The 23858-nt window shown below is 51.5% G+C and carries 25 protein-coding genes and 3 tRNA genes; 13 read left to right on the top strand and 15 right to left on the bottom strand.

The window, feature by feature from the left end:
• Positions 1–25: 25 nt before the first annotated feature.
• From opgB to I6L54_RS21610, 6 genes are all read right to left on the bottom strand, one after another.
• Positions 26–2317: a phosphatidylglycerol--membrane-oligosaccharide glycerophosphotransferase gene (gene opgB, locus I6L54_RS21635; RefSeq protein ID WP_040230229.1), complete on the bottom strand. Its 2292-nt coding sequence runs from the start codon at positions 2315–2317 to the stop codon at positions 26–28.
• Positions 2318–2558: 241 nt separating this feature from the next.
• Complete coding sequence (locus I6L54_RS21630; RefSeq protein ID WP_040230228.1) at positions 2559–3050, bottom strand: YjjA family protein; 492 nt, start codon at positions 3048–3050, stop codon at positions 2559–2561.
• 70 nt (positions 3051–3120) lie between these two features.
• Positions 3121–3858, bottom strand: a complete 738-nt coding sequence (gene dnaC, locus I6L54_RS21625; RefSeq protein WP_040230227.1) for a replicative helicase loader DnaC — start codon at positions 3856–3858, stop codon at positions 3121–3123.
• A gap of 2 nt (positions 3859–3860) precedes the next feature.
• Positions 3861–4400, bottom strand: coding sequence for a primosomal protein DnaT (dnaT, locus tag I6L54_RS21620; protein ID WP_040230226.1), 540 nt, complete (start codon positions 4398–4400; stop codon positions 3861–3863).
• 122 nt (positions 4401–4522) lie between these two features.
• Positions 4523–4996 (bottom strand): threonine/serine exporter, encoded by a 474-nt coding sequence (locus I6L54_RS21615; RefSeq protein WP_040230225.1) that lies wholly within the window; start codon positions 4994–4996, stop codon positions 4523–4525.
• Positions 4987–5763, bottom strand: a complete 777-nt coding sequence (locus I6L54_RS21610) for a threonine/serine exporter family protein (protein WP_040230223.1) — start codon at positions 5761–5763, stop codon at positions 4987–4989. The genes I6L54_RS21615 and I6L54_RS21610 overlap by 10 nt, the downstream gene beginning before the upstream one ends.
• Before the next feature lie 443 nt (positions 5764–6206).
• Here I6L54_RS21610 and I6L54_RS21605 point away from each other — a divergent pair, with 443 nt between their 5' ends.
• Both I6L54_RS21605 and bglJ read left to right on the top strand, forming a co-directional pair.
• On the top strand, positions 6207–6932 hold the full coding sequence (locus I6L54_RS21605) for a helix-turn-helix transcriptional regulator (protein ID WP_040230222.1): 726 nt from the start codon (positions 6207–6209) through the stop codon (positions 6930–6932).
• Positions 6893–7582 (top strand): DNA-binding transcriptional activator BglJ, encoded by a 690-nt coding sequence (bglJ, locus tag I6L54_RS21600; protein ID WP_040230221.1) that lies wholly within the window; start codon positions 6893–6895, stop codon positions 7580–7582. The genes I6L54_RS21605 and bglJ overlap by 40 nt, the downstream gene beginning before the upstream one ends.
• Positions 7583–7627: 45 nt before the next feature.
• Here bglJ and I6L54_RS21595 read toward each other — a convergent pair whose 3' ends face one another.
• Positions 7628–8086 (bottom strand): YbaK/EbsC family protein, encoded by a 459-nt coding sequence (locus tag I6L54_RS21595; RefSeq protein ID WP_005134662.1) that lies wholly within the window; start codon positions 8084–8086, stop codon positions 7628–7630.
• Positions 8087–8451: 365 nt separating this feature from the next.
• Between I6L54_RS21595 and I6L54_RS21590 the strand changes: the two genes are divergently transcribed.
• Complete coding sequence (locus tag I6L54_RS21590) at positions 8452–9795, top strand: PTS sugar transporter subunit IIC (RefSeq protein WP_040230220.1); 1344 nt, start codon at positions 8452–8454, stop codon at positions 9793–9795.
• 30 nt (positions 9796–9825) lie between these two features.
• On the opposite strand, the gene fhuF is transcribed toward I6L54_RS21590, so the two are convergent.
• Positions 9826–10614, bottom strand: a complete 789-nt coding sequence (gene fhuF, locus I6L54_RS21585; RefSeq protein ID WP_005134664.1) for a siderophore-iron reductase FhuF — start codon at positions 10612–10614, stop codon at positions 9826–9828.
• A 108-nt stretch (positions 10615–10722) separates the two neighbouring features.
• Positions 10723–11799 carry a GGDEF domain-containing protein gene (locus I6L54_RS21580; protein WP_005134665.1) on the bottom strand — a complete coding sequence of 359 codons (1077 nt, stop codon included), beginning with the start codon at positions 11797–11799 and terminating at the stop codon, positions 10723–10725.
• A 252-nt stretch (positions 11800–12051) separates the two neighbouring features.
• Between I6L54_RS21580 and I6L54_RS21575 the strand changes: the two genes are divergently transcribed.
• Entirely contained in the window at positions 12052–12288 is a 237-nt protein-coding gene (locus I6L54_RS21575; RefSeq protein ID WP_082031706.1) for a DUF1435 domain-containing protein, read from the top strand.
• A gap of 39 nt (positions 12289–12327) precedes the next feature.
• Here I6L54_RS21575 and I6L54_RS21570 read toward each other — a convergent pair.
• The 4 genes from I6L54_RS21570 to rsmC form a co-directional block, all read right to left on the bottom strand.
• Positions 12328–12413: transfer RNA gene (locus tag I6L54_RS21570), tRNA-Leu, on the bottom strand.
• 32 nt (positions 12414–12445) lie between these two features.
• Positions 12446–12531: transfer RNA gene (locus I6L54_RS21565), tRNA-Leu, on the bottom strand.
• Positions 12532–12559: 28 nt separating this feature from the next.
• A tRNA-Leu gene (locus tag I6L54_RS21560) sits at positions 12560–12646 on the bottom strand.
• A gap of 139 nt (positions 12647–12785) precedes the next feature.
• Positions 12786–13817, bottom strand: a complete 1032-nt coding sequence (gene rsmC / locus I6L54_RS21555) for a 16S rRNA (guanine(1207)-N(2))-methyltransferase RsmC (RefSeq protein ID WP_040230218.1) — start codon at positions 13815–13817, stop codon at positions 12786–12788.
• A 102-nt stretch (positions 13818–13919) separates the two neighbouring features.
• Between rsmC and holD the strand changes: the two genes are divergently transcribed.
• The 8 genes from holD to I6L54_RS21515 all read left to right on the top strand — a co-directional run bounded on the left by holD (position 13920) and on the right by I6L54_RS21515 (position 20318).
• Positions 13920–14333 (top strand): DNA polymerase III subunit psi, encoded by a 414-nt coding sequence (gene holD, locus I6L54_RS21550; RefSeq protein WP_005123886.1) that lies wholly within the window; start codon positions 13920–13922, stop codon positions 14331–14333.
• Positions 14302–14748, top strand: a complete 447-nt coding sequence (rimI, locus tag I6L54_RS21545; RefSeq protein ID WP_005123887.1) for a ribosomal protein S18-alanine N-acetyltransferase — start codon at positions 14302–14304, stop codon at positions 14746–14748. The genes holD and rimI overlap by 32 nt, the downstream gene beginning before the upstream one ends.
• Before the next feature lie 17 nt (positions 14749–14765).
• On the top strand, positions 14766–15443 hold the full coding sequence (gene yjjG, locus I6L54_RS21540) for a pyrimidine 5'-nucleotidase (RefSeq protein ID WP_005123888.1): 678 nt from the start codon (positions 14766–14768) through the stop codon (positions 15441–15443).
• A 92-nt stretch (positions 15444–15535) separates the two neighbouring features.
• Entirely contained in the window at positions 15536–17125 is a 1590-nt protein-coding gene (gene prfC / locus I6L54_RS21535) for a peptide chain release factor 3 (protein ID WP_005123889.1), read from the top strand.
• Positions 17126–17433: 308 nt separating this feature from the next.
• Complete coding sequence (gene osmY / locus I6L54_RS21530; RefSeq protein ID WP_040230217.1) at positions 17434–18051, top strand: molecular chaperone OsmY; 618 nt, start codon at positions 17434–17436, stop codon at positions 18049–18051.
• 128 nt (positions 18052–18179) lie between these two features.
• Complete coding sequence (locus tag I6L54_RS21525) at positions 18180–18341, top strand: DUF1328 domain-containing protein (RefSeq protein ID WP_003019081.1); 162 nt, start codon at positions 18180–18182, stop codon at positions 18339–18341.
• Positions 18342–18471: 130 nt separating this feature from the next.
• Positions 18472–19545, top strand: a complete 1074-nt coding sequence (locus I6L54_RS21520; protein WP_040230216.1) for a patatin-like phospholipase family protein — start codon at positions 18472–18474, stop codon at positions 19543–19545.
• Positions 19542–20318 (top strand): metal-dependent hydrolase, encoded by a 777-nt coding sequence (locus I6L54_RS21515; protein ID WP_040230214.1) that lies wholly within the window; start codon positions 19542–19544, stop codon positions 20316–20318. The genes I6L54_RS21520 and I6L54_RS21515 overlap by 4 nt, the downstream gene beginning before the upstream one ends.
• 95 nt (positions 20319–20413) lie before the next feature.
• On the opposite strand, the gene I6L54_RS21510 is transcribed toward I6L54_RS21515, so the two are convergent.
• Both I6L54_RS21510 and I6L54_RS21505 read right to left on the bottom strand, forming a co-directional pair.
• Positions 20414–21277, bottom strand: coding sequence for a YjjW family glycine radical enzyme activase (locus I6L54_RS21510; protein ID WP_040230212.1), 864 nt, complete (start codon positions 21275–21277; stop codon positions 20414–20416).
• Positions 21249–22799: a YjjI family glycine radical enzyme gene (locus I6L54_RS21505; RefSeq protein WP_040230211.1), complete on the bottom strand. Its 1551-nt coding sequence runs from the start codon at positions 22797–22799 to the stop codon at positions 21249–21251. Before I6L54_RS21505 ends, I6L54_RS21510 begins: the two co-directional genes overlap by 29 nt.
• A gap of 261 nt (positions 22800–23060) precedes the next feature.
• Here I6L54_RS21505 and deoC point away from each other — a divergent pair, with 261 nt between their 5' ends.
• Entirely contained in the window at positions 23061–23840 is a 780-nt protein-coding gene (gene deoC, locus I6L54_RS21500) for a deoxyribose-phosphate aldolase (protein ID WP_199947458.1), read from the top strand.
• Positions 23841–23858: the final 18 nt, after the last annotated feature.

Raw genomic sequence — 23858 nt, 5'->3', positions numbered from 1 at the left:
GGTGTGGTGTTGGGCGCTGTTTTTTTTATCCCTGAGCAGCCACTACTTTGATTTCAACCATCCCGATCCCCAGCTTACGCGGCGAGTGGCCGAGAATATTGCCCTCGTTGGTGGCAACCGGATCGGGTGGGACAATCACCAGCGTATCGGCGTCCGCCGGATTATCAAAATGCAAGGTGGTGGTGGTGACATCATGGCCTAACACCAGCATCTGTTCCTCGTTGCCAACGCGCACGGGAATAGGGCGATTTGCGTTGTCGCCGAAGGCTTTCGCGGTGATGACCAGATCGAATTTCTTCGGCAGCGGGGCCTTGTATTCGATGGTTACCTCTTTGCTGAGCTGCGCATTGGACCAGCGTCCCCAGGATTCAGGGCGTGAAATTCCGCTAAACTGTTTCACCTCTTCCGGTGCGCCCGCCACGTTGAAGACGAAGCTGTCGGCTTTGTAGCGAATGTTGTTATCGACAATTTTCAGCGAATCGATGTTTCCTTTGTAGCGCTCCATGTCGATCACCGTGTCTTTAAATACGGTTTTACTTTTCCAGTTGGCTTTATCGACAAGCTGCACGATCTGCTGCCCGCCCAGTTGCCCCTGTGAAACGCACCAGTCGGTAGAAAGCGCCAACTCCGGCGCCCACAGCTGCGCCATTTTGTAACAGCGGTCTATCCAGACAAAGTTGTCACGCGGGGCAAAATCAGCCAGCTGGAAGCGCAGCGGGGCTGAATATTCACTTTCCGGCAGCGGTTCGACGCGTTGATCCGACACTCGGAGCAGCAGCGGCAGACGGAAATGGCTGCCGGAGAAAGCGATCATCTCTTTGTCCCGATCGATGGTGAATGCTTTCATCTCTTTCGGGAAATTCCATAAACGGATGATGTTGGGCTTCCACGCCAGCATTTTCTCTTTTATGTTCAGGAACACTTCCGATACTGATTCGCTGGACAAGCTGCTGCGTCCAAGGCCGATAAAGTTATCGCCGCCCAGAATATCCAGTACAGTAGCACCGTTATCCATGGTATTACGTTTCACCGCCAGCGTCTCCTGCTGGGGCTGATCGCCGCGTAGTACGAAGAACAGGTTGTTACGATCTTGCTTGTTGAGATACTTCCATGCGGTGTTGTTCATTGCCAGATGATCGGAAGAGACGACGATCACGGTATCTTTAAACCACGGTGAGGCTTTAATTTTATGAATAAACTCGGCGATATTTTCCTGGCTGCAGCTGACCGCGCTGAACGACTGGTTGGTTTTACCGTCAATATCATAACGCTTACGGTTACAACTGCGTGAGATGAAACCGTCCGGGTGGTGAGTATCCACGGTCAGGGTAAACAGTGAAAAACGCTGCCCTGAACGTGACAGTTCTTCGAATTTTTTCCATGCTTCATCCAGTACGGTGTCATCATAAAAGCCCCAGTCGTTGCGATAAGCAGGGTCTGCAACGACGCCCTTTAACTCTTCAGCGCCGTACAGATAATCAAATCCGTGAGATTTCAGGAATACATCTTTCCCGGCAAAGCGCAGGTTGGCACCCTGCACAAAATAGTTCTGATAACCGGAGTTCTTCAGGATATCGCCCAGACAGATGTTGTTGGGGAAGAAGCTGGAAACCGATGCTGAGGCGTTGCCTTCAAATGGCGCAAACAGCGGAATGCCACACTGTGAGGCGACCATGCCGGCGATGGTGTAATCTGTACCCGGCAGCTGCATGGTGTTGCTGAAATCCAGACCTTCGTTTTGCAACGCGCCGAGTTCCGGGGTCAGATCCGGGAAGGCGTCGTTGTTAAAATAAGTACGCTCCAGACTTTCACCGTAGATATAAACCAGATTCAGCTTCGGATTGGGGATCGTTTTTGATGGCTCTTTGTAATAGGCCGCAAAATCGGGATCGCCATCGCGTGACTGGGATTTGACCAGCTCAGTTATCTGGTGGAACGCCGGGCTGGCATCAACGGAAGCCAGCGCCAGCAGCAGGGCCAGTAGACTGTAACCGACATGATGCGGATGATGGCGACGGCGACGCAGTATCCAACCCAGCGTGACAAAAACGGTCGTCAGCGCCAGAGCTATCCCAACGCCCGGCAGGATATATTTTCCGATACCCGCGCCAGTCAGGCTGCTGGTCAGGGTGTACAGAACCGCATCGTTGATGCCGTCACCCGTGAAATAGTCACTGGCATACAGCGTGATGTTTAAGACAATAAAGATCCCCAGCACCGTTAACGTGGCGGCGAACCACCAGGTGTTGCGACCCGCTTTCCAGGCATAAATCAGTACCGAAGCGAGAAACAGAGTAATGGAGAGCAATTCTGACAACGGTCTATCCTCAGTAACACCGGGCAATTGCCTGGCAGGCTAATCATTTTTTGAGAGTACAATGTAATAGCGTTGTTATATTGCTGCAATTGTAGTGACATTAAATGGGATTGTTATTCAGAATTGGTTTAGATATACGGGGTTTTGCGGGCAATTACTCCGCATTTGGTAGGTAAATATCTTCGTGGGATTGATTGCTGCCGCGCCAATGGTGAAATGGTCGGGCGCGGCATTTGTTGCATCAGGAAATGAAGTTTATTCCCTGTTTTAATACCAGATCGCAGGCCTTGGTTTTGACCTTCTCGGCCAGCGGGGTGCTGCCAATGTTGCTCAGGTTAAGCTGCTGACCATCTTTGGTATTGAGCATTCCCTGAATACCATCCAGATAGTTGGTATCTTTTTTCTGTTCAGCCGTGCTCAGACCCAGTTTATCCAGCACCTGGTTTTTGACGTTTTGCGCGTCAGTGACCGAAGCCAGTTTCTGTTTTGCACAGTATTCCAGAATCCCTGCTGCGTTATTCATGCTGCTGGACGTCAGAGACTGATTGCTGCCGTTCAGCAGGCTGGTCAGGGAAGAAATTGAGGCGCTGCCCTGCGAGGTGGAACTTTGTTTGCTCAGTTCGCTGGCCGCGCTGGAGAGCGAATCTTGCCAGGACGCGGCAAATACGCTGGTGGAGATGAGCGTGCTGGCGACAACCGCGCAGCACAGCAGACGTTTGGTAGTTTTCATCATTATGTGTAACTCGTGTTATGCATTTTCAGCGCAGTATAGCGCTGGCTGCCTTAGGAGTGTTCCCAATACGCTAATACTCTTTGCCGGTGACCCGACTCCGGTAGCTTTCCCAGTTAAAGATCACCCACAGACTCTTGCCCAGACGCATACGGTCCATCACCCGCTCACCCAGCAGTTTGTTCATTTCATCCATATTGCTGTTGGTCAACATACCGGTCGGGCGTTTTGAAGACGAACGGCGATCGACGATCTGGTTGATGATCACTTTTTCGTAGCGGGATTCGGTCTGCATGCCGATCTCGTCGATCACCAGTAGATCCACATTGCTGAGATCGTTGAGCAGTTGCTCTTCACTGGTCTCACGATTGCTGAACGTTTCTTTCATCGCCGACATGATATCGGCCACGGTAATAATCAATACCGACTTGCCGCGCAGTAGCAGTTCGTTGCAGATGGCGGCGGCAAGATGGTTTTTACCTGTGCCGGGTTTGCCAGAGAAGATAAAACTGGCGATGTTGCCGTCAAACTCTTCAACATACTGGCGGGCTTTGCTCAGGGCGTTCATCTGACCTTCGCACTCGACGCGATAGTTCTCGAACGAGCAGTTCTGGTGTAGTGGACGGATACCGGAACGGTTGAAGGTTCTTTGCATTTTCATGGCCCGATTTTCACGCGCCAATGCAGCGGCACGAATTTCACCTTGCTCCTTTTGCCACGCCAGCAGCTCCTCGCTTGTTTTGAAGGCTGGCTCAACATTGGGCGGCATCATTTTTTGCAAACGTTTCATCAGGTCGCCAACGTTTTTCATCGTTATCCCCTAAAACCTGGTGGAATATGGCTGTCAGGTTCGCTGACACTGTTAACATCGCGCTTGGGCATCCCGCCATTGCTGGCCCGGCCTATTTGTATGCTGCGTGCCAGTTTTTGCTGCCACTGGATATGGTGAAAGACTTTGCCTTCGGCTTGCCAGTAGGCAACAAATGAAGCCAGTTCTTCAGCGGTGACGGGCTCTCTTAGCGCCACTCCCCATAACGCCGCCTGACGCTGGAAGTCAGCATCGGGCTGCCAGTCAGCGTACATCGCAAATTTACCCATTGGCACGGCAACCGGTGCCACTTGCGGCTCTTCATAGAATTGGGCATCTAAGGTTACATCGCTTCCCGGGCGTGACAGCTTCTCTTCAAGCGCCAGCAACTCTGCCAGCCGTGCTGGGGTTACTGCGTAAAAAGCAGGCGCATTATTGGCAAAAACAGCCACTGCGCCAGCCGTCGACTTCGCCAGCACCGCGTTGTGATCGTGTAATAAGGCGTCAATACTGATGACGTCCGGAGTCAAAATTTTGCAGGACATAATGTTTCTCAATACTGAACAACAACCGAGAAGGGACTGCTTTTATAGTAACACAGAGAAAGAGGAGAGCAGCAGATGAGGGAAGGTTCCCCCATCTGCGAAGGGGTAAACAGGTTCACTCGTTACACGCGCGGACGTTTGCGATACAGCCATAATCCTGGCACGGAAAGCCCAATTGAGAGTGCGCCCACAATCGATGATGCTTTCAGGAAGTTGGTCAGCAGGGTGATCATCAGCGCTTCGCTATAGCCGAAATGACCGATCTTTACGGCGGATATCATGGCAGTGTAGGCGGAGATCCCAGGAAACATAGGGATCACTGCCGCAACGGTGAAGACTTTCGGGTGTGCCAGATACCAGCGCGACCACTGGATCCCAATGCAGCCGACCAGCAGCGAGGCCATAAAGGTGGACCATTCGATGTTGAGTCCAGCGGTCATCATAACCATTCGGGAACCGTGTCCCAGGGCACCCAACAACGCACACCAGGGAAGCGCCCGATGTGGCACATTAAAAACCATGGCAAATCCTACTGCCGGAATGGCAGAAAGGAGCATGTCCTGTATGAGTGCAAAAATAAAATCGATTACGCCCATCCGCGAAGCCCCCATAAGGTCATAGACATCACCACGCCAATGCAGGTTGCCAGCGTAAGCAGACTGGCAATCGCCCAGCGAGCGAGGCCGGTGTTAATGTGCCCTTTAAACATATCCGCAACCGAATTGATTAACGGAAAACCGGGGACCAATAACAGCACGCTGGCGGCCATGGCTACGGTAGGCGTGTGATTAAACGTCGGTAGCGTAAGCAGCAGGCCGGATATGGTGGTCGCGACAAAAGCGGTAATACAAAAGTTGATTTGTGGATGCAAATGCCGGGACGCCAGAATCTGGCGGATATACATGGCGATCATGCTGGCGAAAAAGGTGATCATCGCGCCATCCCAGCCGCCGTTATTGAGTTTACAAAAGCAGGCGCAGGACAATCCTACCATGAAAGCAACCAGCCATCTGGGATAGCGCAGCGGTTTGATTTGGTTAAACCGTTTCTCTACCCCTTTTTCATCCAGCAGATTATGCTCTGCCAAAATAACGATGTGTTGCACTTCCGTCACAACATGCATGTTGATGCCACGATCCTGATTTTTTCGGGTCGATGTCAGGCATTGTCCGTCTTTGATCGTCGTCAGGACGATGGCATTGGATGATATGGCACTTTCTACACTGTCCATCCCAAGCGCCAGACCCAGGCGGGTGGCGAGTTCATCGACCAACGCGCTTTCTGCGCCATGTTGCAGTAAAAAAAGTCCGCATTGTATACATAACCGTGTAACCGTTCTTTGTGACGACTGCTCTGTTTGCATAGCTCGCTCTGACTAAAAGATGCTCTCTTAATGAATAATATCTTCTTTTTATCATGAAGCGTGAGTCCGTTGGCTCTGGCTAAGATCAATCTTTGTGTTGAAAAAAGAAACAGGTCACTTGGTGGTTGTAGGAAATCGTATCGTGGGAGTCCCTCTTGAATCAGGGCTAAATTTTTCGAGATGAACAGTAATTACGTAAGGAATGCTAATAATTTAATGTAGTTATTTTAATTGTACAATGAATGTACATGTGCGTGATTATGACATGATAGATTTATAGTGTGATGCTATTGGGAACGTAGCATCGCCATTTTCTATTTAGAATAAGGATAAATAATTCATCCTGTCTATTGTTTAACGCATGCCTATTTATTAATTATTTTATTTGATTGTAGGTGATACTTGCGCGCACAAGATTTAAGACATGTGAATATGGAGGAGTTATGTTGCCAGGACGCTGCAAGAACGCAATTATTATTAGTAAATTACCTATCATACAAATTGGGCTTAAAGGGGTAATGCAAGCGCATTTCTCCGATTACAAACTGACCTACTGCCGCGCCGTAGAAGAACTGACATTGATGCAACTGCGACGTTCAGATCTGGTTATCGCTGATTTAACCGGAGACTGCAGTCATCCGCGTGCGATCTGCGAACAATATTATTCTTTGTTACATCAATACCGTGATATTCACTGGGTCTTTCTCGTTTCTCGAAATTATTATCCTGTGGCCGTTGAGCTGCTGATGTGCCCAATCAGTACGCTGCTATCTGATGCCGAACCGATCGATAGTTTAGTAAATGTTATTGATGCAGGGAATGTTTATGCCGACAGAATTAGCCCGGTATTGCTCTCTCCGGTAATAGCACCAGAAAGACAGAATCATAGCGTACACTCAATTATTCTGACGCTATCTGAACGGAAAGTGCTACGGCTTCTGGGAAAGGGCTGGGGGATTAATCAGATTGCCACATTACTTAAAAAAAGTAATAAGACAATCAGCGCTCAAAAAAATAGTGCGATGCGTCGTCTGTCAATACACAGCAATGCGGAGATGTATGCCTGGATAAATAGTTCTCAAGGAGCACGAGAATTGAATCTACCTTCAGTTTATGGAGCGACCACGGAATGGAAGACAGAAGTATCAAAAGAAATGTCGCACTGGTAGAAAAGTGTGTAATGAGCAGTGTGGGTATTTATAATTTATTTAATGCCAGACCGAACAACCAATACCAACTTCATCTCTTTTCAGGACTGCCAGCCTTAAGCCAGGCTATGTCACAGACGTCATTTTCCGCGGTTATTTTTTCACTTTCCGCGAAAAGAACCGATCGCCGCACCGGATTGGCTTACATGACGGAGCTGGCGGTGAAAAACCCTCGCATCAAGCGGGTGGTCATTGCCGATGATGATGGCGAGGCGCGGCTAATTGGCTCGCTGTCACCGTCACCACTGGATGCCGTGATTAGCAAAGCATCCACGCTGAGTGTGTTACAGGAAGAATTATTTGCAGTGCTGGATTGCGCCAGAGGGGAAACAGAAGACACGAAGAAACTCTGGTATATCAATCAATGCCGTATGCTTAGCCCAACCGAGCGCGAAATTCTGCGCTATATGTCGAATGGTTATTCGATGCTGCAGATCGCGATTGAGCTTGAGCGAAACATTAAAACGATTCGCGCGCATAAATTTAATGTGATGTCCAAACTGGGCGTTAGTTCAGATGCCGGATTACTGGATGCTGCCGATATCCTGCTACATGTACGCTCTGCAGAACCGTCATCTTTTCGTCGTACTGCCCCGTTATGGCGTGCTTGAAAAGATGCGTATCGGCGTAGTCATTGGTATGGAAAGGTAAATCGATCACTGGCACACATCAACCCAGGTTGCCGCAGTCAGTTCTGCAATTCTCTCTGGCGCAATGCGAACTGCGCTGTGAGTAGCTCCAGCCGCAGGGAGCACTTCAGTATAGTGTTTCAACGAGACATCACAGTACACCGATATAGGTGTCTCCAACCCGAAAGGACATACGCCTCCTACGGGATGACCTGTTGCGTTGATCACTTCATCGCTACTCAGCATGCGTGCTTTGGCGCCAAACGTATTTTTCAGTTTTTTATTATCGAGGCGAGCATCGCCTCTGGCGACGACCAGGATAATGTCGTTTTTCACCTTTAGTGACAGCGTTTTTGCTATCTGCCCTGGTTCGACGTTATGGGCCCTGGCTGCCAGATCGACGGTGGCGGTGCTTTGATCTAATTCGATGATTTCAATATCTGGCGCATGTTGTGCTAAAAACTGCCGTACTGATTGTAAACTCATTCTTCTCTCCCTCTCGCTTATCCGCAGTCCTGCATAGCAGAAAACCGCCTGGCGTAATTTGTCATAGGGGCAGCGTTACTGTAAATATTTTATTGTAACAACACAGCAACATTGGCAGTTTTTCGATCACCTTCACAATCAAAGAAACCGGTTACAGTAACCGGTTGCAGAATGCTGAAATGGCGATTAATACTGATGTTGTCACTTCCTCTGTATCACATAATAAGAGCCATCTATGAAACTTAACTCAAAAAGCGGTAAGGCTGGTTTTTCTCCCGGCATGGTTGTGAATAGTTGGAATGGGTTTTACGTGGTGGTGTTGATACCAGCACGGTTGCAGGGTTTCGCACAACGGGAGAACAGCTATGTCTACTAACCATGCTGTATTTAATGCGATTTTCCGCTTTGTTGAAAATTACGTCAGCCCCGTGGCCGGGCGTATTTCTTCACAGCGTCATGTCATGGCAATTCGTGATGGTTTTATCTCGGCGATGCCTTTTATGATTGTAGGCTCGTTTCTGCTGGTTTTTGCCTACCCGCCTTTTTCTCCGGATACCACCTGGGGATTCGCCCGTACGTGGCTGGATCTGGCAAAACAGTTCGAAGGCCAGATACTCACACCGTTTGATATGACGATGGGGATCATGTCGGTCTACATCTGTGCCGCCATTGCTTATAACCTGGGTAAACACTATGTGAAGTCGCATCAGGTGGATCCATTTATGTGCGCGATGCTTTCCATCATGGCGTTTTTGCTGATTGCCGCACCGAAAACCAAAGGTACGATGCCGGTTGATAGCCTGGGAGGGACGGGGATCTTCACCGCCATCCTCGTGGCGATTTATTGCGTTGAAATGATGCGCTTCCTGAAGGCGCACAACATCGGGATCCGCTTACCTGATCAAGTGCCGCCAATGATCAAAAACTCCTTCGATCTGCTGATCCCGGTGCTGGTGGTGGTGCTGACGCTGTACCCGCTGAGCCTGGTCATACAGTCCCAGTTTGATATGCTAATCCCGCAGGCCATCATGGCCATCTTTAAACCACTGGTGTCCGCTGCGGATTCTCTGCCGGCGATACTGTTGGCAGTACTGATCGGCCATCTGCTGTGGTTTGCCGGTATTCACGGTGCGGCGATTGTGTCGGGAATGCTGCAAATGTTCTGGCTGACCAACCTCGGCATGAACCAGTCGGCGCTGGCGCAGGGCGCGCCTTTGCCGCATATCTTTATGGAAGCATTCTGGACGTTCTTCATCGTCGTGGGGGGATCGGGGGCGACGATGGGGCTGGTGATTTGCTACCTGCGTAGCCGCTCGGCCCATCTACGATCGATTGGGCGTTTGAGCGTGGTCCCCAGCATTTTCAACATTAACGAGCCGGTGATTTTCGGTACGCCGATTGTCATGAATCCGGTGTTCTTTATTCCCTTCCTGCTGGCCCCAATGGTGAACGCGGTGCTGGCCTGGGCTGCGATGAAACTGGATCTAATTGGGCGGGTGATTTCAGTGGTTCCCTGGACCGCACCGGCACCCGTTGGCGCCGCATGGGCGTTAGGTTGGGATTATCGCGCGGCGATCCTGGTGGTTCTGCTGGCGCTGGTGTCGGCTGTTATCTACTTCCCGTTCTTTAAGGTTTACGAAAAGCAGCTATTAGCGCAGGAAAACGAAGAAGCACAGCGTATAGAAGAGGAAAATCAGCAGGTTGCATAAAGTGTTGGCGGGGGGGTTACGACTCCTCGCTTACTTCAGCGTGCAGTCGCCGCATTGCTGAACATCGGGCAGACGATAGCGCTGGCAGCAGGTTCTGCGTACTAACAGTCCCTCGCGTGGAACAACGGTACGCCACAGAGGGTTATCCTGGCCGCAGGAGAGTTGTTTTTCAAAAAAGCAGGTCTGGCGCAGCGTGTTCAGCAATTCTTCACCTAACAGCGGCTTCATTTCCGTTAAGTACCAGTGAATTAAGTACCCCGTGTTGCTCCAGATAAGCTTCGCGTTGATCTCGCCTGTCGCTTCCAGCGCCTGCACAACCGGCGTCAGAGCTGAGAGAATCAGTGTTTCCATACGTTGTTGAGGAGACAGGGCTGTGGCCTGCTGATCCTGATGCACGTCGATCCAGAAGCAGGCTGCGCGACCCGTTTCGTGGAATTCTACGTGCATGTGTTCAGGAGAGACGTCGATGGCCTCTTTTTGCGTCAGTAGGGCCACCATCAGCGGAGGCATCATCAGACCGATATACCACTGCGCCCAGAGAGAAATCAGCGGCTTATTTTCGCGTGGCAGCGTGGGCTGATTGCGATAAATATGGTCTGAATAAACAGCCAGCAATGAACTTAGTGTCGTCGGTTGCGTCCATTCATGCAACGTCATTGCACCAGGCACAGGCGTTTCGTCCAGACGAATGAAGTCCAGCAGGTGTTCACGGGTTTTGGCTATCGTTGCACGCACGGAAGCCGCCAGCGAGGGCATCTTTGCAGGGAGATGACTACGCCAGATGACATCTTCAACGATCGGTGCGGAACGATAGGCCATGTTGATATAAGGATGTTAATCTAAATGATAATGATTGCTAATCCTATAAGCGAGGGCAAACGATGGCAAGATCTTTGTTGCAATACCGGGCAGTTCTGCACGGAAAACTCAGGAAGAGGTGTAGTTTATCCGCAGCTCATCGCTGACCAGGGTGTTGTTTCGACCCATATTCTTGGCCTCATAAAGCGCTTTGTCTGCCCTGGTAATAGCGGAGTCAATATCCTGTTCCACTAAAGGCGCAATACCGATGCTGACCGTCACATTGGTTGCTACGCTCTCATTAAACATATGAGGAATCTTAAGGTCGTATACTTTCTGGCGGATGCGCTCGGCTGCGGCCTGCGCCTGTTGTGGATCGACGGCGGTCAGTAACACCATAAATTCTTCGCCACCAAAACGTGCGACCACATCCCGGGAGCGTACGGAATCACGAATCGCGGCAGAAACGCGAATCAGCGCCTGATCGCCCATCATGTGTCCGTAATGGTCGTTATAGGCTTTGAAATGATCGATATCCAGCAATAAGACGTAATGCTTCGCGTTGCTCAGTGCCAGTAACGTATCGAGCCGGTGTTGCAGCCCTCGACGGTTATACAGCCCCGTCAGCGGATCGAGCATACTGAGGCCGTTCAGGGTTTCCCGTTCTTCCAGCAGTTTGTACATCAGCTGTTGGGCGAAGCCGTCGTAGCGCTTTTGGATCACGTGTTGAATGGCAATACCGGCCATGGGCAGCGCCATAAAATAGAAAATTCGCAGACCATGCTCGCTACCGTTAAGCCATAAACAGACGACGACTGAGGGTAACGAATGTAGCGTAAAGGCGATGATATTGTTGGCAAAAGCGATAGAGCCAATAAACAGCACGCTGAGAAGTGCAATTAACAGAAAATAATAATCATTATTACCCAGTGTTGTGAATTTCAACACAATATGAGCTGCCCACAACAAGCCGAAAATGATTGAAATAAAAGGAAGATTAATTCTTTTATTCGCATATTTTCCATGCCATACAAACAGCAATGTACTGGCGGCCAGGATGAGCAACGCCGGGACAGATACGGATTTGACGGCAAAAAGTGGGAAAACAAGCGTAAACAGCGCGGAGACTGCATTGAGAAGCAGAAACAGACGTAAAGAGAGTTGATATTTCTTAGTGCGCAGAGTTCGCCAGGATTGTACTGTCATAGGTAAATATTATTATTTATCTGCAATATACGAAGGTGTGTTTGTAAGGAAAAATGATGAGCGAAAAATCATTCGTTCTGGTCATTATTGTTTTTTGATGAAAAGCTAACCGGCGAGCAATTTATCACCTTAAACTATTTATGTCATCAATCGTTAAGTAAAACTCATATAATTGATAGTGCCTCACGGCTGACAAATGAGAAAATTTATCATATGATATTGGTTATCATTATCAATGTCATAGGTGGTACCATGTTGCAACGTACGCTGGGCAGTGGATGGGGAGTTCTGCTGCCGGGAATACTTATTGCCGGGCTGGCATTTACTGACCTGTCACTCGACGCATGGAAGGCGATGATTGTATTAGGATTACTACTGACTTCACTCATGTTATACCACAAGCGTTTACGGCACTTTGTTTTATTACCTTCATGCGCGGCGCTGATCGGCGGCATTGTTCTGGTGATGATGAACTGGAATCAGGGATGAGCAAAACAGGGAAGAAAATCGAGAGGGAAATAAGATAATTGGTGCGAGGGGGGGGACTCGAACCCCCACATCCTAAGGACACTAACACCTGAAGCTAGCGCGTCTACCAATTCCGCCACCTTCGCACAGTCATCTTATTTTTTTGATATCGCCTCGTTGGTGCGAGGGGGGGGACTCGAACCCCCACATCCTGAGGACACTAACACCTGAAGCTAGCGCGTCTACCAATTCCGCCACCTTCGCCCAGTGCGAGCAATATCAACGTGGATTATGGTGCGAGGGGGGGGACTTGAACCCCCACGTCCGAAAGGACACTAACACCTGAAGCTAGCGCGTCTACCAATTCCGCCACCTTCGCATACCATCGACACTCAAAAAGTATCGTTACCACGGAGGCGCATTCTAGTTGTTTTCAACTTTTCGTCAATAGTTAATTGTACAGGCCGGGCCGATTGATGCAAAAACGGCCATGTGAATGGCCGTTCACTGCGAGACAATTACGCTTTTTTCGCCTGACGCGTCATGACGGTGCGATAGACCTTGAAGCGCCCGGTCTGCGCGATAACTTCGTGGAAGCCAAACACTTCATCCAGTACTTTCGGATAAGGCAGGAAGGCGTTGGCTACAATACGCAGTTCGCCACCGCTGTTAAGGTGACGCACTGCGCCGCGAATCAGCGTTTGCGCGGCATCCAGGCTAGTCTGCATGCCATCGTGGAACGGCGGGTTGGAGATGATCATATCAAAGCGACCCGTCACGTCAGAAAAGACGTTACTGGCGATGACGTCACCTTCAATACCGTTGGCGGCAAGCGTTGCGCGGCTGGCTTCAACAGCGGCTGCGCTAACATCGCACAGGGTTAAGCGCACTTTTGGCGAGTGGCTGGCAAGCGCGACGGAGAGAACCCCTGCGCCACAACCGACATCCAGAACTTTGCCTTTGGTGTGCGGCGTCAGCGTAGAGAGCAGCAGTTGGCTACCAACATCCAGGCCGTCACGGCTGAATACGCCCGGCAGCGTTTTGATGGTCAGATTGTCGGTCTGGTATTCGTCCCAGTATTTTTCAGCATCAAAAACCGGCTGCTTTTCCAGACGACCGTGGTACAGGCCACAGCGGCGTGCGCTGTCGACTTTGTTCAGCGGTGCGTATTCGGCCAGCATCTGCTCTGCGCTACGTACGCCGCTGCGGTTCTCACCAACAACAAAAATATCGGTACCCACCGGCAACAGCGAAAGAAGGTTCATCAACTGGAACTGGGCTTCAGGTTTATTCTTCGGCCAGTAGTAAATCAGCGTATCGCTATCGCCGACGTCATCGGCTTGAGCGACGAGGCTGAAGCGGACGTTGTCGCCCATCTGGCGGTTAAGCACCTGCCAGTGGTGAAGTTGCTGAGTGTGCGCACGGCTGGCGGCGCTTTCAAAATGGGCAGGCAGGTCATCCTGCAAATCACCGGCAAACAGAATACGGCTTTGTTCGAAATCATCACTGTGGCGCAGCAAGACTTCACTTGCCGGGGTAAAAGCAGACATGGAGTGCTCCTTAAATTGTACAGCGGGGGATTATAGTTGTTTGATGGCACGGATTCGACAAATTTGCTATATTTGCGCCCCTGATTACAGGAGCGTTTCGCTATGACATCCCGACGAGACTGGCAGTTACAGCAACTGGGCATTACGCAGTGGTCGTTGCGTCGTCCTGGCGCACTGCAGGGCGAAATCGCGATTTCCATTCCTGCGCATGTCCGTTTGGTGATGGTTGCTGCACAGTTACCCGCGCTAACCGAACCATTGATGAGCGATATTTTACGCGCATTAACCGTCAGCCCGGATCAGGTTTTACAACTGACGCCTGACCGTGTCGCCATGCTGCCGCAGGGCAGCCGCTGTAATAGCTGGCGGCTGGGAACCGAAGAGCCGCTGCTGCTGGAGGGCGCTCAGGTCGCGAGTCCTGCGTTTAATGAATTACGGGAAAACCCCGCGGCCCGCGCCGCGTTATGGCAACAAATCTGCGCATATGAACACGATTTCTTCCCTCGAACCGACTGATTTACCTGCAGCATTTCAGATTGAAAAACGCGCCCACGCTTTCCCGTGGAGTGAAAAAACCTTTGCCAGCAACCAGGGCGATCGTTACCTCAATTTTCAGTTGAGGGTTGATGACGTGATGGCGGCCTTTGCGATTACGCAGGTCGTGCTGGATGAAGCTACGCTGTTCAATATTGCCGTCGATCCTGACTTTCAGCGCCGGGGCCTGGGGCGTGAGCTGTTGGAGTATTTGATCGATGAGCTGGAAAAACGTGGAATTTTGACGCTGTGGCTTGAGGTTCGCGCCTCGAATGCTGCGGCAATCGCATTGTATGAAAGCCTTGGCTTTAACGAGGCGACGATTCGGCGCAATTACTATCCGACAGCCGATGGTCACGAAGATGCCATCATAATGGCATTGCCAATCAGTATGTAAGACAAGGTGTAATGATGATGAAGTGGGACTGGATTTTCTTTGATGCCGACGAAACGCTGTTTACGTTTGACTCGTTTACTGGCTTACAGCGGATGTTTCTCGACTATAGCATTACCTTTACCGCTGAAGATTTTCAGGACTACCAGGCCGTGAATAAACCGCTGTGGGTGGATTATCAAAACGGTGCGATTACCTCATTACAGCTGCAGCACGCCCGTTTCCAGAGCTGGGCTGAGCGCCTGAAGGTCGAGCCAGGTCAGCTAAACGATGCATTTATTAATGCAATGGCGGAGATCTGCTCGCCGTTGCCAGGGGCGGTTTCGCTGCTCAATGCGATTCGTGATAAAGCGAAAATCGGCATTATTACTAACGGCTTCACGGCGTTGCAGCAAATCCGCCTTGAACGGACGGGACTGCGCGATTATTTCGATCTGCTGGTGATTTCTGAGCAGGTTGGCGTGGCAAAACCTGACTCCCGCATTTTTGACCATGCGCTGGAGCAGGCGGGCAATCCTGACCGTTCCCGCGTGCTGATGGTGGGCGACACCGCAGAGTCCGATATCCTTGGCGGCATTAACGCCGGGCTCTCCACCTGCTGGCTCAATACGCATCATCGCGAGCAGCCTGCGGGCATTCAGCCGACCTGGACGGTCACGTCATTAAGCGAACTGGAGCAGCTCCTGTGTAAACACTGATTGCCTCCCCCCCGTTGATGGGTAAAATAGCCGCAATTTTTCGTATTCAACTTGCACGGCCCGTTGCCGTGCTTACCTAAGAAGATTTGACTATGACGTTGTCTCCTTATTTGCAAGAGGTGGCCAAACGCCGCACTTTTGCCATTATTTCTCACCCGGATGCCGGTAAAACGACAATTACTGAAAAGGTACTGTTATTCGGACAGGCGATTCAGACCGCCGGCACGGTAAAAGGCCGTGGCTCCAGCCAGCATGCGAAGTCTGACTGGATGGAAATGGAAAAGCAGCGTGGGATCTCCATTACCACCTCCGTGATGCAGTTCCCGTATCATGACTGCCTGGTGAACCTGCTGGACACCCCGGGGCACGAAGACTTCTCCGAAGATACCTATCGTACCCTGACGGCGGTGGACTGCTGTCTGATGGTCATTGATGCCGCGAAAGGCGTTGAGGACAGAACCCGTAAGCTGATGGAAGTTACCCGTCTGCGCGATACGCCGATCCTGACCTTTATGAACAAACTCGACCGTGACATCCGCGACCCGATGGAGCTGCTGGATGAAGTCGAGAACGAACTGAAAATCGGCTGTGCGCCGATCACCTGGCCGATTGGCTGCGGGAAGTTGTTCAAGGGCGTCTATCACCTTTATAAAGACGAAACTTACCTGTATCAGACAGGTAAAGGCCACACCATTCAGGAAGTTCGCATTGTTAAAGGTTTGAACAACCCGGAACTTGATACTGCCGTGGGTGAAGACCTGGCGCAGCAGCTGCGCGACGAGCTGGAACTGGTGCAGGGCGCGTCCAATGAGTTCGACCATGAGCTGTTCCTCGCGGGCGAAATCACTCCGGTCTTCTTTGGTACTGCGCTGGGTAACTTCGGCGTTGATCATATGCTGGATGGCTTAGTGGAGTGGGCGCCTGCGCCGATGCCGCGTAAAACCGACACCCGCGTTGTGGAAGCCTCTGAAGAGAAGTTCACCGGATTCGTGTTTAAAATTCAGGCTAACATGGACCCGAAACACCGTGACCGCGTGGCGTTCATGCGTGTGGTGTCCGGCAAGTATGAGAAAGGCATGAAAATGCGCCAGGTGCGCATTGGTAAAGACGTGGTGATCTCCGATGCGCTGACCTTTATGGCCGGTGACCGTTCTCATGTGGAAGAAGCGTATCCTGGCGATATTCTTGGTTTGCATAACCACGGCACGATCCAGATCGGCGATACCTTTACTCAGGGTGAAATGATGAAGTTCACCGGTATTCCGAACTTTGCACCGGAACTGTTCCGCCGTATCCGTCTGAAAGATCCGTTGAAGCAGAAGCAGTTGCTGAAAGGGCTGGTTCAGCTGTCAGAAGAGGGCGCAGTGCAGGTCTTCCGTCCGATTGCCAACAACGATCTGATTGTAGGTGCCGTCGGTGTGCTGCAGTTCGACGTGGTGGTTTCTCGTCTGAAGAGCGAATACAACGTCGAAGCGATCTACGAGTCGGTCAACGTGGCGACTGCGCGCTGGGTAGAGTGTTCTGACGTGAAAAAATTCGAAGAATTTAAGCGTAAAAACGAAATTCAGTTGGCGCTGGATGGCGGTGATAACCTCACCTATATCGCGCCGACCATGGTTAACCTGAATCTCACCCAGGAACGTTACCCGGACGTTCAGTTCCGTAAAACACGCGAACACTAATCGACCTTCCAGGGCACGGTATCCGCCGTGCCCTGCAACTTTCCCTGTCTTTTAAATCCCTTGCGGAATGTTCTTAAAACCTCGCGTTTTTCTTTTTTCTGCCTGTTTTTTAGCCAGTTTGGGCTGCGATCACGAAATCCTGAACTATATTTAACAATGTGGTGACATAAATATCGGCGTTAAATGCTTTTTAGGCTGCCTGTTGCAGCTTCTATTGCTGATATTTATTCCACTTACAAAATTAGTTGCTGGTTCAGGCCGTATAACGGCAGAGCTTGGCTTTTAGCAAAACATACAGGAATACATCGATGACAATGACAGGACTTAAGATTTCTAAAACGCTGCTGGCCGTGATGCTGACCTCCGCTGTTGCAACGGGTTCTGCTTATGCAGAAAACGCCACAATGGATAAAGCGCAATCCGGGCTCGAAAGTGCGGGGCAGAAAGTCGATAGCTCTATGAACAAAGTCGGTAATTTCATGGATGACAGCACCCTCACCGCCAAAGTAAAAGCCGCGCTGGTGGATCACGAAAGCATTAAGAGCACCGATATCTCCGTCAAAACGGACCAGAAAGTGGTGACGTTAAGTGGCTTCGTTGAAAGCCAGGCTCAGGCCGAAGAGGCCGTTAAAGTCGCGAAAGGCGTTGAGGGTGTGACCTCCGTTAGCGACAAACTGCACGTGCGTGACAGCAAAAATACCTCCGTAAAAGGCTATGCCGGTGATACGGCCATCACCAGCGAAGTGAAAGCCAAGCTGCTGGCCGATGACATTGTCCCTTCTCGTAAAGTGAAAGTAGAGACGACCGATGGTGTGGTCCAGCTTTCAGGAACCGTTGAATCACAGGCTCAAAGCGATCGCGCTGAGAGTATTGCTAAAGCAATTGATGGCGTGAAAAGCGTCAAAAACGACCTCAAAACTCAGTAATTCGACTTAATTCGTCCTCCTGACGTTTGTCGGGAGGCGTATTGTGCACCACACTAAAAATATCGCCGATGAGCTGCCTGAGCGCTCATATCAAGCGGTCGACATTAACTATGGTAAAGGAGAAGCATATGTTTCGATGGGGCATCATATTTCTGGTTATCGCGTTAATTGCCGCCGCTCTGGGATTTGGTGGACTGGCGGGTACCGCAGCAGGTGCTGCAAAAATTGTTTTTGTGGTAGGGATCATTCTGTTTCTGGTCAGCCTGTTTACCGGTCGTAAACGACCCTAGCATGCAACTGCAAAGAAAACCGTAAAGATAACTTGCTACTAAGCCAGTCAACCGGACTGGCTTTTACGGTTTTAGCGCCAGGCAATTTGCGTTACCTTGTTGCTCTATTACAAAAAACAGGAAGGCAGAGGTGGGGCAGAGAATACCCGTCACGCTCGGTAATATAGCGCCGTTATCGTTACGTCCATTTCAACCAGGCAGTATGGCGCTGGTATGCGAAGGTGGAGGGCAGCGGGGGATCTTTACTGCCGGCGTACTGGATGAGTTCATGCGCGCTCAGTTCAATCCTTTCGATCTCTTCTACGGGACATCTGCTGGCGCGCAAAATCTGTCGGCCTATCTCTGTAACCAACCCGGCTACGGGCGCAAAGTGATCATGCGCTACACCACCCGACGTGAGTTTTTTGACCCGGTACGCTTTGTGCGCGGGGGGAACTTAATCGACCTCGACTGGCTGGTGGATTCGACCTCGTCCCAAATGCCGCTGGCAATGGATAACGCCGAACGCCTGTTTGCCGCAGGGAAAACGTTTTATATGTGCGCCTGTCGGGGTGATGACTACACGCCAGGCTATTTTTCGCCGAACCGGCACAATTGGCTGGATCTCATTCGCGCATCCAGTGCGATTCCCGGGTTCTATCGCACTGGGGTTGCGCTGGATGGGGTGAATTACCTGGATGGGGGAGTCAGTGACGCCATACCCGTTCAGGAGGCGGCGAAGCAAGGGGCGAAAACGCTGGTGGTGATCCGCACCGTGCCTTCGCAAATGTACTACACCCCACAATGGTTCAAACGTATGGAGCGTTGGCTGGGGGAGAGCAGTCTGCAGCCGCTGGTGAATCTGGTTCAACATCATGAAGCCAGCTACCGCGCTATTCAGCGCTTTATCGAAAAACCGCCGGGCAAGCTGCGTATTTTTGAGATCTACCCACCAAAGCCACTCCATAGTATGGCACTGGGGAGTCGCATTCCGGCATTGCGTGAAGACTACAAAACCGGACGCCTGTGTGGGCGCTATTTTTTGGCAACGATTGGTAAACTGCTGGCGAAAAACGCGCCACTGCCTCGTCAGGCGCCGAAGATTGTGGTGCCCAGCCCGGTGGTGGTTCCACCTGCCCCCGTTGCCAACGATGCCCATGCGTCCGTTGCGAGCAGCGCGCCCCAGGCCAACGATACGACGTTTAATAATGAGGATCTGGCGTGAGTCTCCGGTTTATCGATACGCATTGTCATTTTGATTTTCCCCCCTTTACCGGCGATGAGCCAGCCAGTCTTCAGCGTGCGGCTGACGTCGGTGTGCACCATATTATTGTTCCGGCAACGCAGGCGATGAACTTTTCACGCGTATTGGCGTTAGCGGAAAGTTATCCTTCGTTGTATGCCGCGCTGGGCCTGCATCCCATTGTTATTGAAGATCACGATGATGACGGTCTGGACAGGTTGCAACAGGAATTGGAGCAACGACCGCAGAAGCTGGTGGCGGTCGGTGAGATCGGGCTGGATCTCTGGCGTGACGATCCGCAGTTTGATAAGCAGGAAAGGGTGCTGGAAGCACAGCTTAAGCTGGCGAAGCGGTACGATCTTCCGGTGATCCTGCATTCGCGACGCACGCATGACAAGCTGGCGATGTACCTTAAACGCCATGCTTTGCCACGAACAGGCGTGGTGCATGGATTTTCCGGGAGTTTTCAGCAGGCTGAGCGCTTTGTGCAACTGGGCTACAAAATTGGCGTGGGTGGCACCATTACCTATCCCCGCGCCAGTAAAACCCGCGAAGTGATGGCGCGATTGCCGCTGGAGTCGCTGTTGCTGGAAACCGACGCGCCGGATATGCCGCTCAACGGCTTTCAGGGACAGCCCAACCGTCCTGAACAGGTCGTCAGAGTATTTGACGCCTTATGCGAGCTGCGCCCTGAACCTGCGGAGGTGATAGCCGAGGCGCTATACCGCAATACAAGGGCGTTGTTTAATGTGTGATTGTTGAGTGCCGGATGCGATGCAAAAGCGTCTTATCCGGCCTACGGGTCGAAGGCATGGGTAGGCCAGATAAGGCATAGCCGCCATCCGGCATTTCACAGATACAAAGCCGGGAAAATCAAATTATCCACCCCGCGCTCGCGCAATCTTTGTGCCAGGTGCTCCACATCCTCCGGCGTGGCGCTCGGCCAGTCTTTTGCTTCGCCGTAAACCCCGTGCGCATGAAAGGCATTTAGCCGCACCGGCACGTCACCTGAACGCTTGATAAACGCCGCCAGCGCATCGATGTGCTGGAGATAATCCACCTGACCAGGAATTATCAGCAGGCGCAGTTCCGCCAGTTTCCCTTGTGCGGATAAAAAGGTAATGCTTTGTTTAATCAGCGTGTTATCGCGGCCTGTCAACTGACGATGGCATGCGCTATCCCAGGCTTTTAAGTCGAGCATCACGCCGTCGCACACCGGTAGCAGCTTCTGCCAGCCGGTTTCGCTCAGCATGCCATTGCTGTCGACCATACAGGTCAGGTGTTGCAACTGCGGATCGGTTTTGATCGCACTAAACAGCGCCACAATAAATGGTAACTGGGTCGTCGCTTCGCCGCCGCTGACCGTCATTCCCTCAATAAACAGTGCTGCTTTGCGAATAGGCTGCAGTACTTCATCAATGCTCATGGTCTGCGCCATCGGCGTAGCCTGCTGTGGGCACATGTGCAGGCAGGTGTCACATTGCTGGCACTCCTCGGACTGCCACCACACTTTTCCCGCACTCAGGCTGAGCGCCTCATGCGGGCAATGCAGGACACACTCCCCGCAATCGTTGCAGCGTCCCATCGTCCACGGGTTGTGGCAATTTTTACAGCGCAGATTGCACCCCTGCAGAAACAGAGCCAGGCGACTGCCCGGCCCGTCGACGCAGGAGAAAGGGATAATCTTACTTACCGAAGCGCATCTGCTGTTCATGGCTAATCACACGAGGTTGTCGTTCCAGAATGCGCGTATTGCGCGCGGCTTCTTCGCCCAGCCAGGTGGTGTTGGTGCGAGAACCTGCGGCACGATATTTTTCCAGATCCGACAGACGCACCATATAACCGGTGACGCGAACCAGATCGTTGCCGCTCACGTTGGCGGTAAACTCACGCATCCCGGCTTTAAATGCGCCGAGGCACAATTGCACCAGCGCCTGAGGATTACGTTTGATGGTTTCGTCCAGCGTGAGAATGTCGCTGATACCGGCGTGATAATACGCGTGATGCGGCGCAACGGTCTGCAGGTGGGTGATCGGGTCCGGTTCATCACCATAAGGCAGGCGAGCGCCCGGCGTGGTGCCGATGTCAGAACTGATCCCCGACTGTGCATGCAGCATCGCGCGCTGCTTCCAGCCATATTTCACCGGCGTGCTTTCTACAAATTCCGCCAGTTGGGCGCTAATGCGATAGCCGAGCTGATTGGCAAACTCATCTTTGCCGTAGCGCGCGTTGCGTCCTGCTTGCTCACACAGCAGGTTTACGGCTTCTGCCAGGCCGTACATGCCAAACATAGGCACAAAACGTTCGGGATCGATCAACCCTTCCTGCACCAGGAAGCTATTCTCAAAGAAATGTGATTTCTCGTAGAGGAATTCACATCGTGAATCAATGATGGCGATTTGCTGTTGGCAATAGTGCGGTAGGGTGCGCGTAAAGAAGTCATCGACAGAGGTGCTGCGCTCTGCGATGGCTTTCAGATTCAACCTGACCAGCGTACTTCCGCCGCCAGCCAGCGGCAGTGAGTTGTAACAACTGACAACCCCATAATGGCCTTTTGTGAAAATTTTATCATTTTCAGGGCCGTTAGAAATATGCGGTTTACTGCATTCACAAATATTTTGCGCCACGTTGAGCAGCAGATCGTCAGGGGTGATTTGCGGATCATAAATAAAGGTAAGATTAGGTGAAACCTGCTTTAACTCTGCGTCTGCGCGTAAAATCGCGCGTGTAATCGGCGTGTCGGCCGGGCCAATGTTGGCATGCATAAACGCGTCTGGCAGCGTTCTGTCGAGATAACGCCAGAAACGTTTTATTCGAATATCGATCTCATCTTGTGTTAGAATTCTAACATACGGTTGCAGTAGAGCATCGAGCTGACCGAGATAGACCGGCATCGACGTCACTGACGGAACGTGATGGTACAGGATGGTGAGTAAGGATAATGCGTCATCGAGATCCTTTGCGCCTTCCAGTTCCAGCCATGATGAACCGTTGGCCAGAAAACGCGCGTAATCGGGTAAAACGTAGCGCGGTTTGAACGGGGCATGACCTTCGTACATATCGCAGATTACCCCATCATCCAGCGCCTGACGTGCCTGTGCAGGTAGTTGCGGATAAGGCAGCGCGTTTTCAGCTTCCAGCGCCAGAAAGTGGCGTTTCTGCTCAGGGCTGAGCACCGGGCTGGTCACGATTTGTTGGCAACGCTGTTGCAGCGCGAGTTCGCTTGAAGTGGGCATCGTTGATTCCTTTTTGTCCCGAAGGTGTAACGCCATTGTAGAAAGCAACGCAGTGCCAACCTTTGATCCGGATGCGCCTGATGCCACCGGATGCCACCAGTAAAGGTCATTTATTTGAAGTAGATCTCATTAGAGTAATGCAAATCTGTATGTGGTTTTCATTAACTGTGATGTATATCGAAGTGTAATAGCGAGCGGATGTTAGAATACTAACAAACTCGCGAGGTGAAATTTTATACGGCGATGCCGTTGGAGAATGTTATGACCGATTTAACAGCAAGCAGCCTGCGTGCACTGAAACTGATGGACCTGACCACCCTGAATGACGACGACACCAATGAAAAAGTGATCGCGCTGTGTCATCAGGCGAAGACCCCGGTTGGCAACACTGCCGCAATCTGTATCTATCCGCGTTTCATCCCTATTGCGCGTAAGACTCTGAAAGAGCAGGGTACGCCGGACATCCGCATTGCAACCGTCACCAACTTCCCGCACGGCAACGACGACATCGAGATTGCGTTGGCGGAAACCCGCGCGGCGATCGCCTACGGTGCTGATGAAGTTGACGTGGTGTTCCCGTACCGTGCGCTGATCGCCGGTAACGAGCAGATTGGTTTTGATCTGGTTAAAGCTTGCAAAGACGCGTGTGCGGCGGCAAACGTGCTGCTGAAAGTGATCATCGAAACCGGTGAGCTGAAAGAAGAAGCACTGATTCGCAAAGCGTCTGAAATCTCCATCAAAGCCGGTGCTGATTTCATCAAAACTTCTACCGGTAAAGTGCCGGTCAATGCGACGCCGGAAAGCGCACGCATCATGATGGAAGTGATCCGCGATATGGGCGTACAGAAAACCGTGGGCTTTAAACCGGCGGGCGGCGTGCGTACTGCAGAAGATGCACAGCAGTTCCTGGCGATTGCCGATGAACTGTTTGGCGCTGACTGGGCTGATTCTCGTCACTACCGTTTTGGCGCATCCAGCCTGCTGGCTAGCTTGCTGAAAGCGCTGGGTCACGGCGACGGTAAGAGCGCAAGCAGCTACTAAGCCCGTAGGCCGGATAAG

Origin of the sequence: Citrobacter pasteurii (assembly GCF_019047765.1) — a bacterium.
GTDB classification, from domain to species: Bacteria; Pseudomonadota; Gammaproteobacteria; order Enterobacterales; family Enterobacteriaceae; genus Citrobacter; species Citrobacter pasteurii.
The sequence above is the reverse complement of the archived record's forward strand: the minus strand, read 5'-3'. Positions and strand labels throughout refer to the sequence as shown.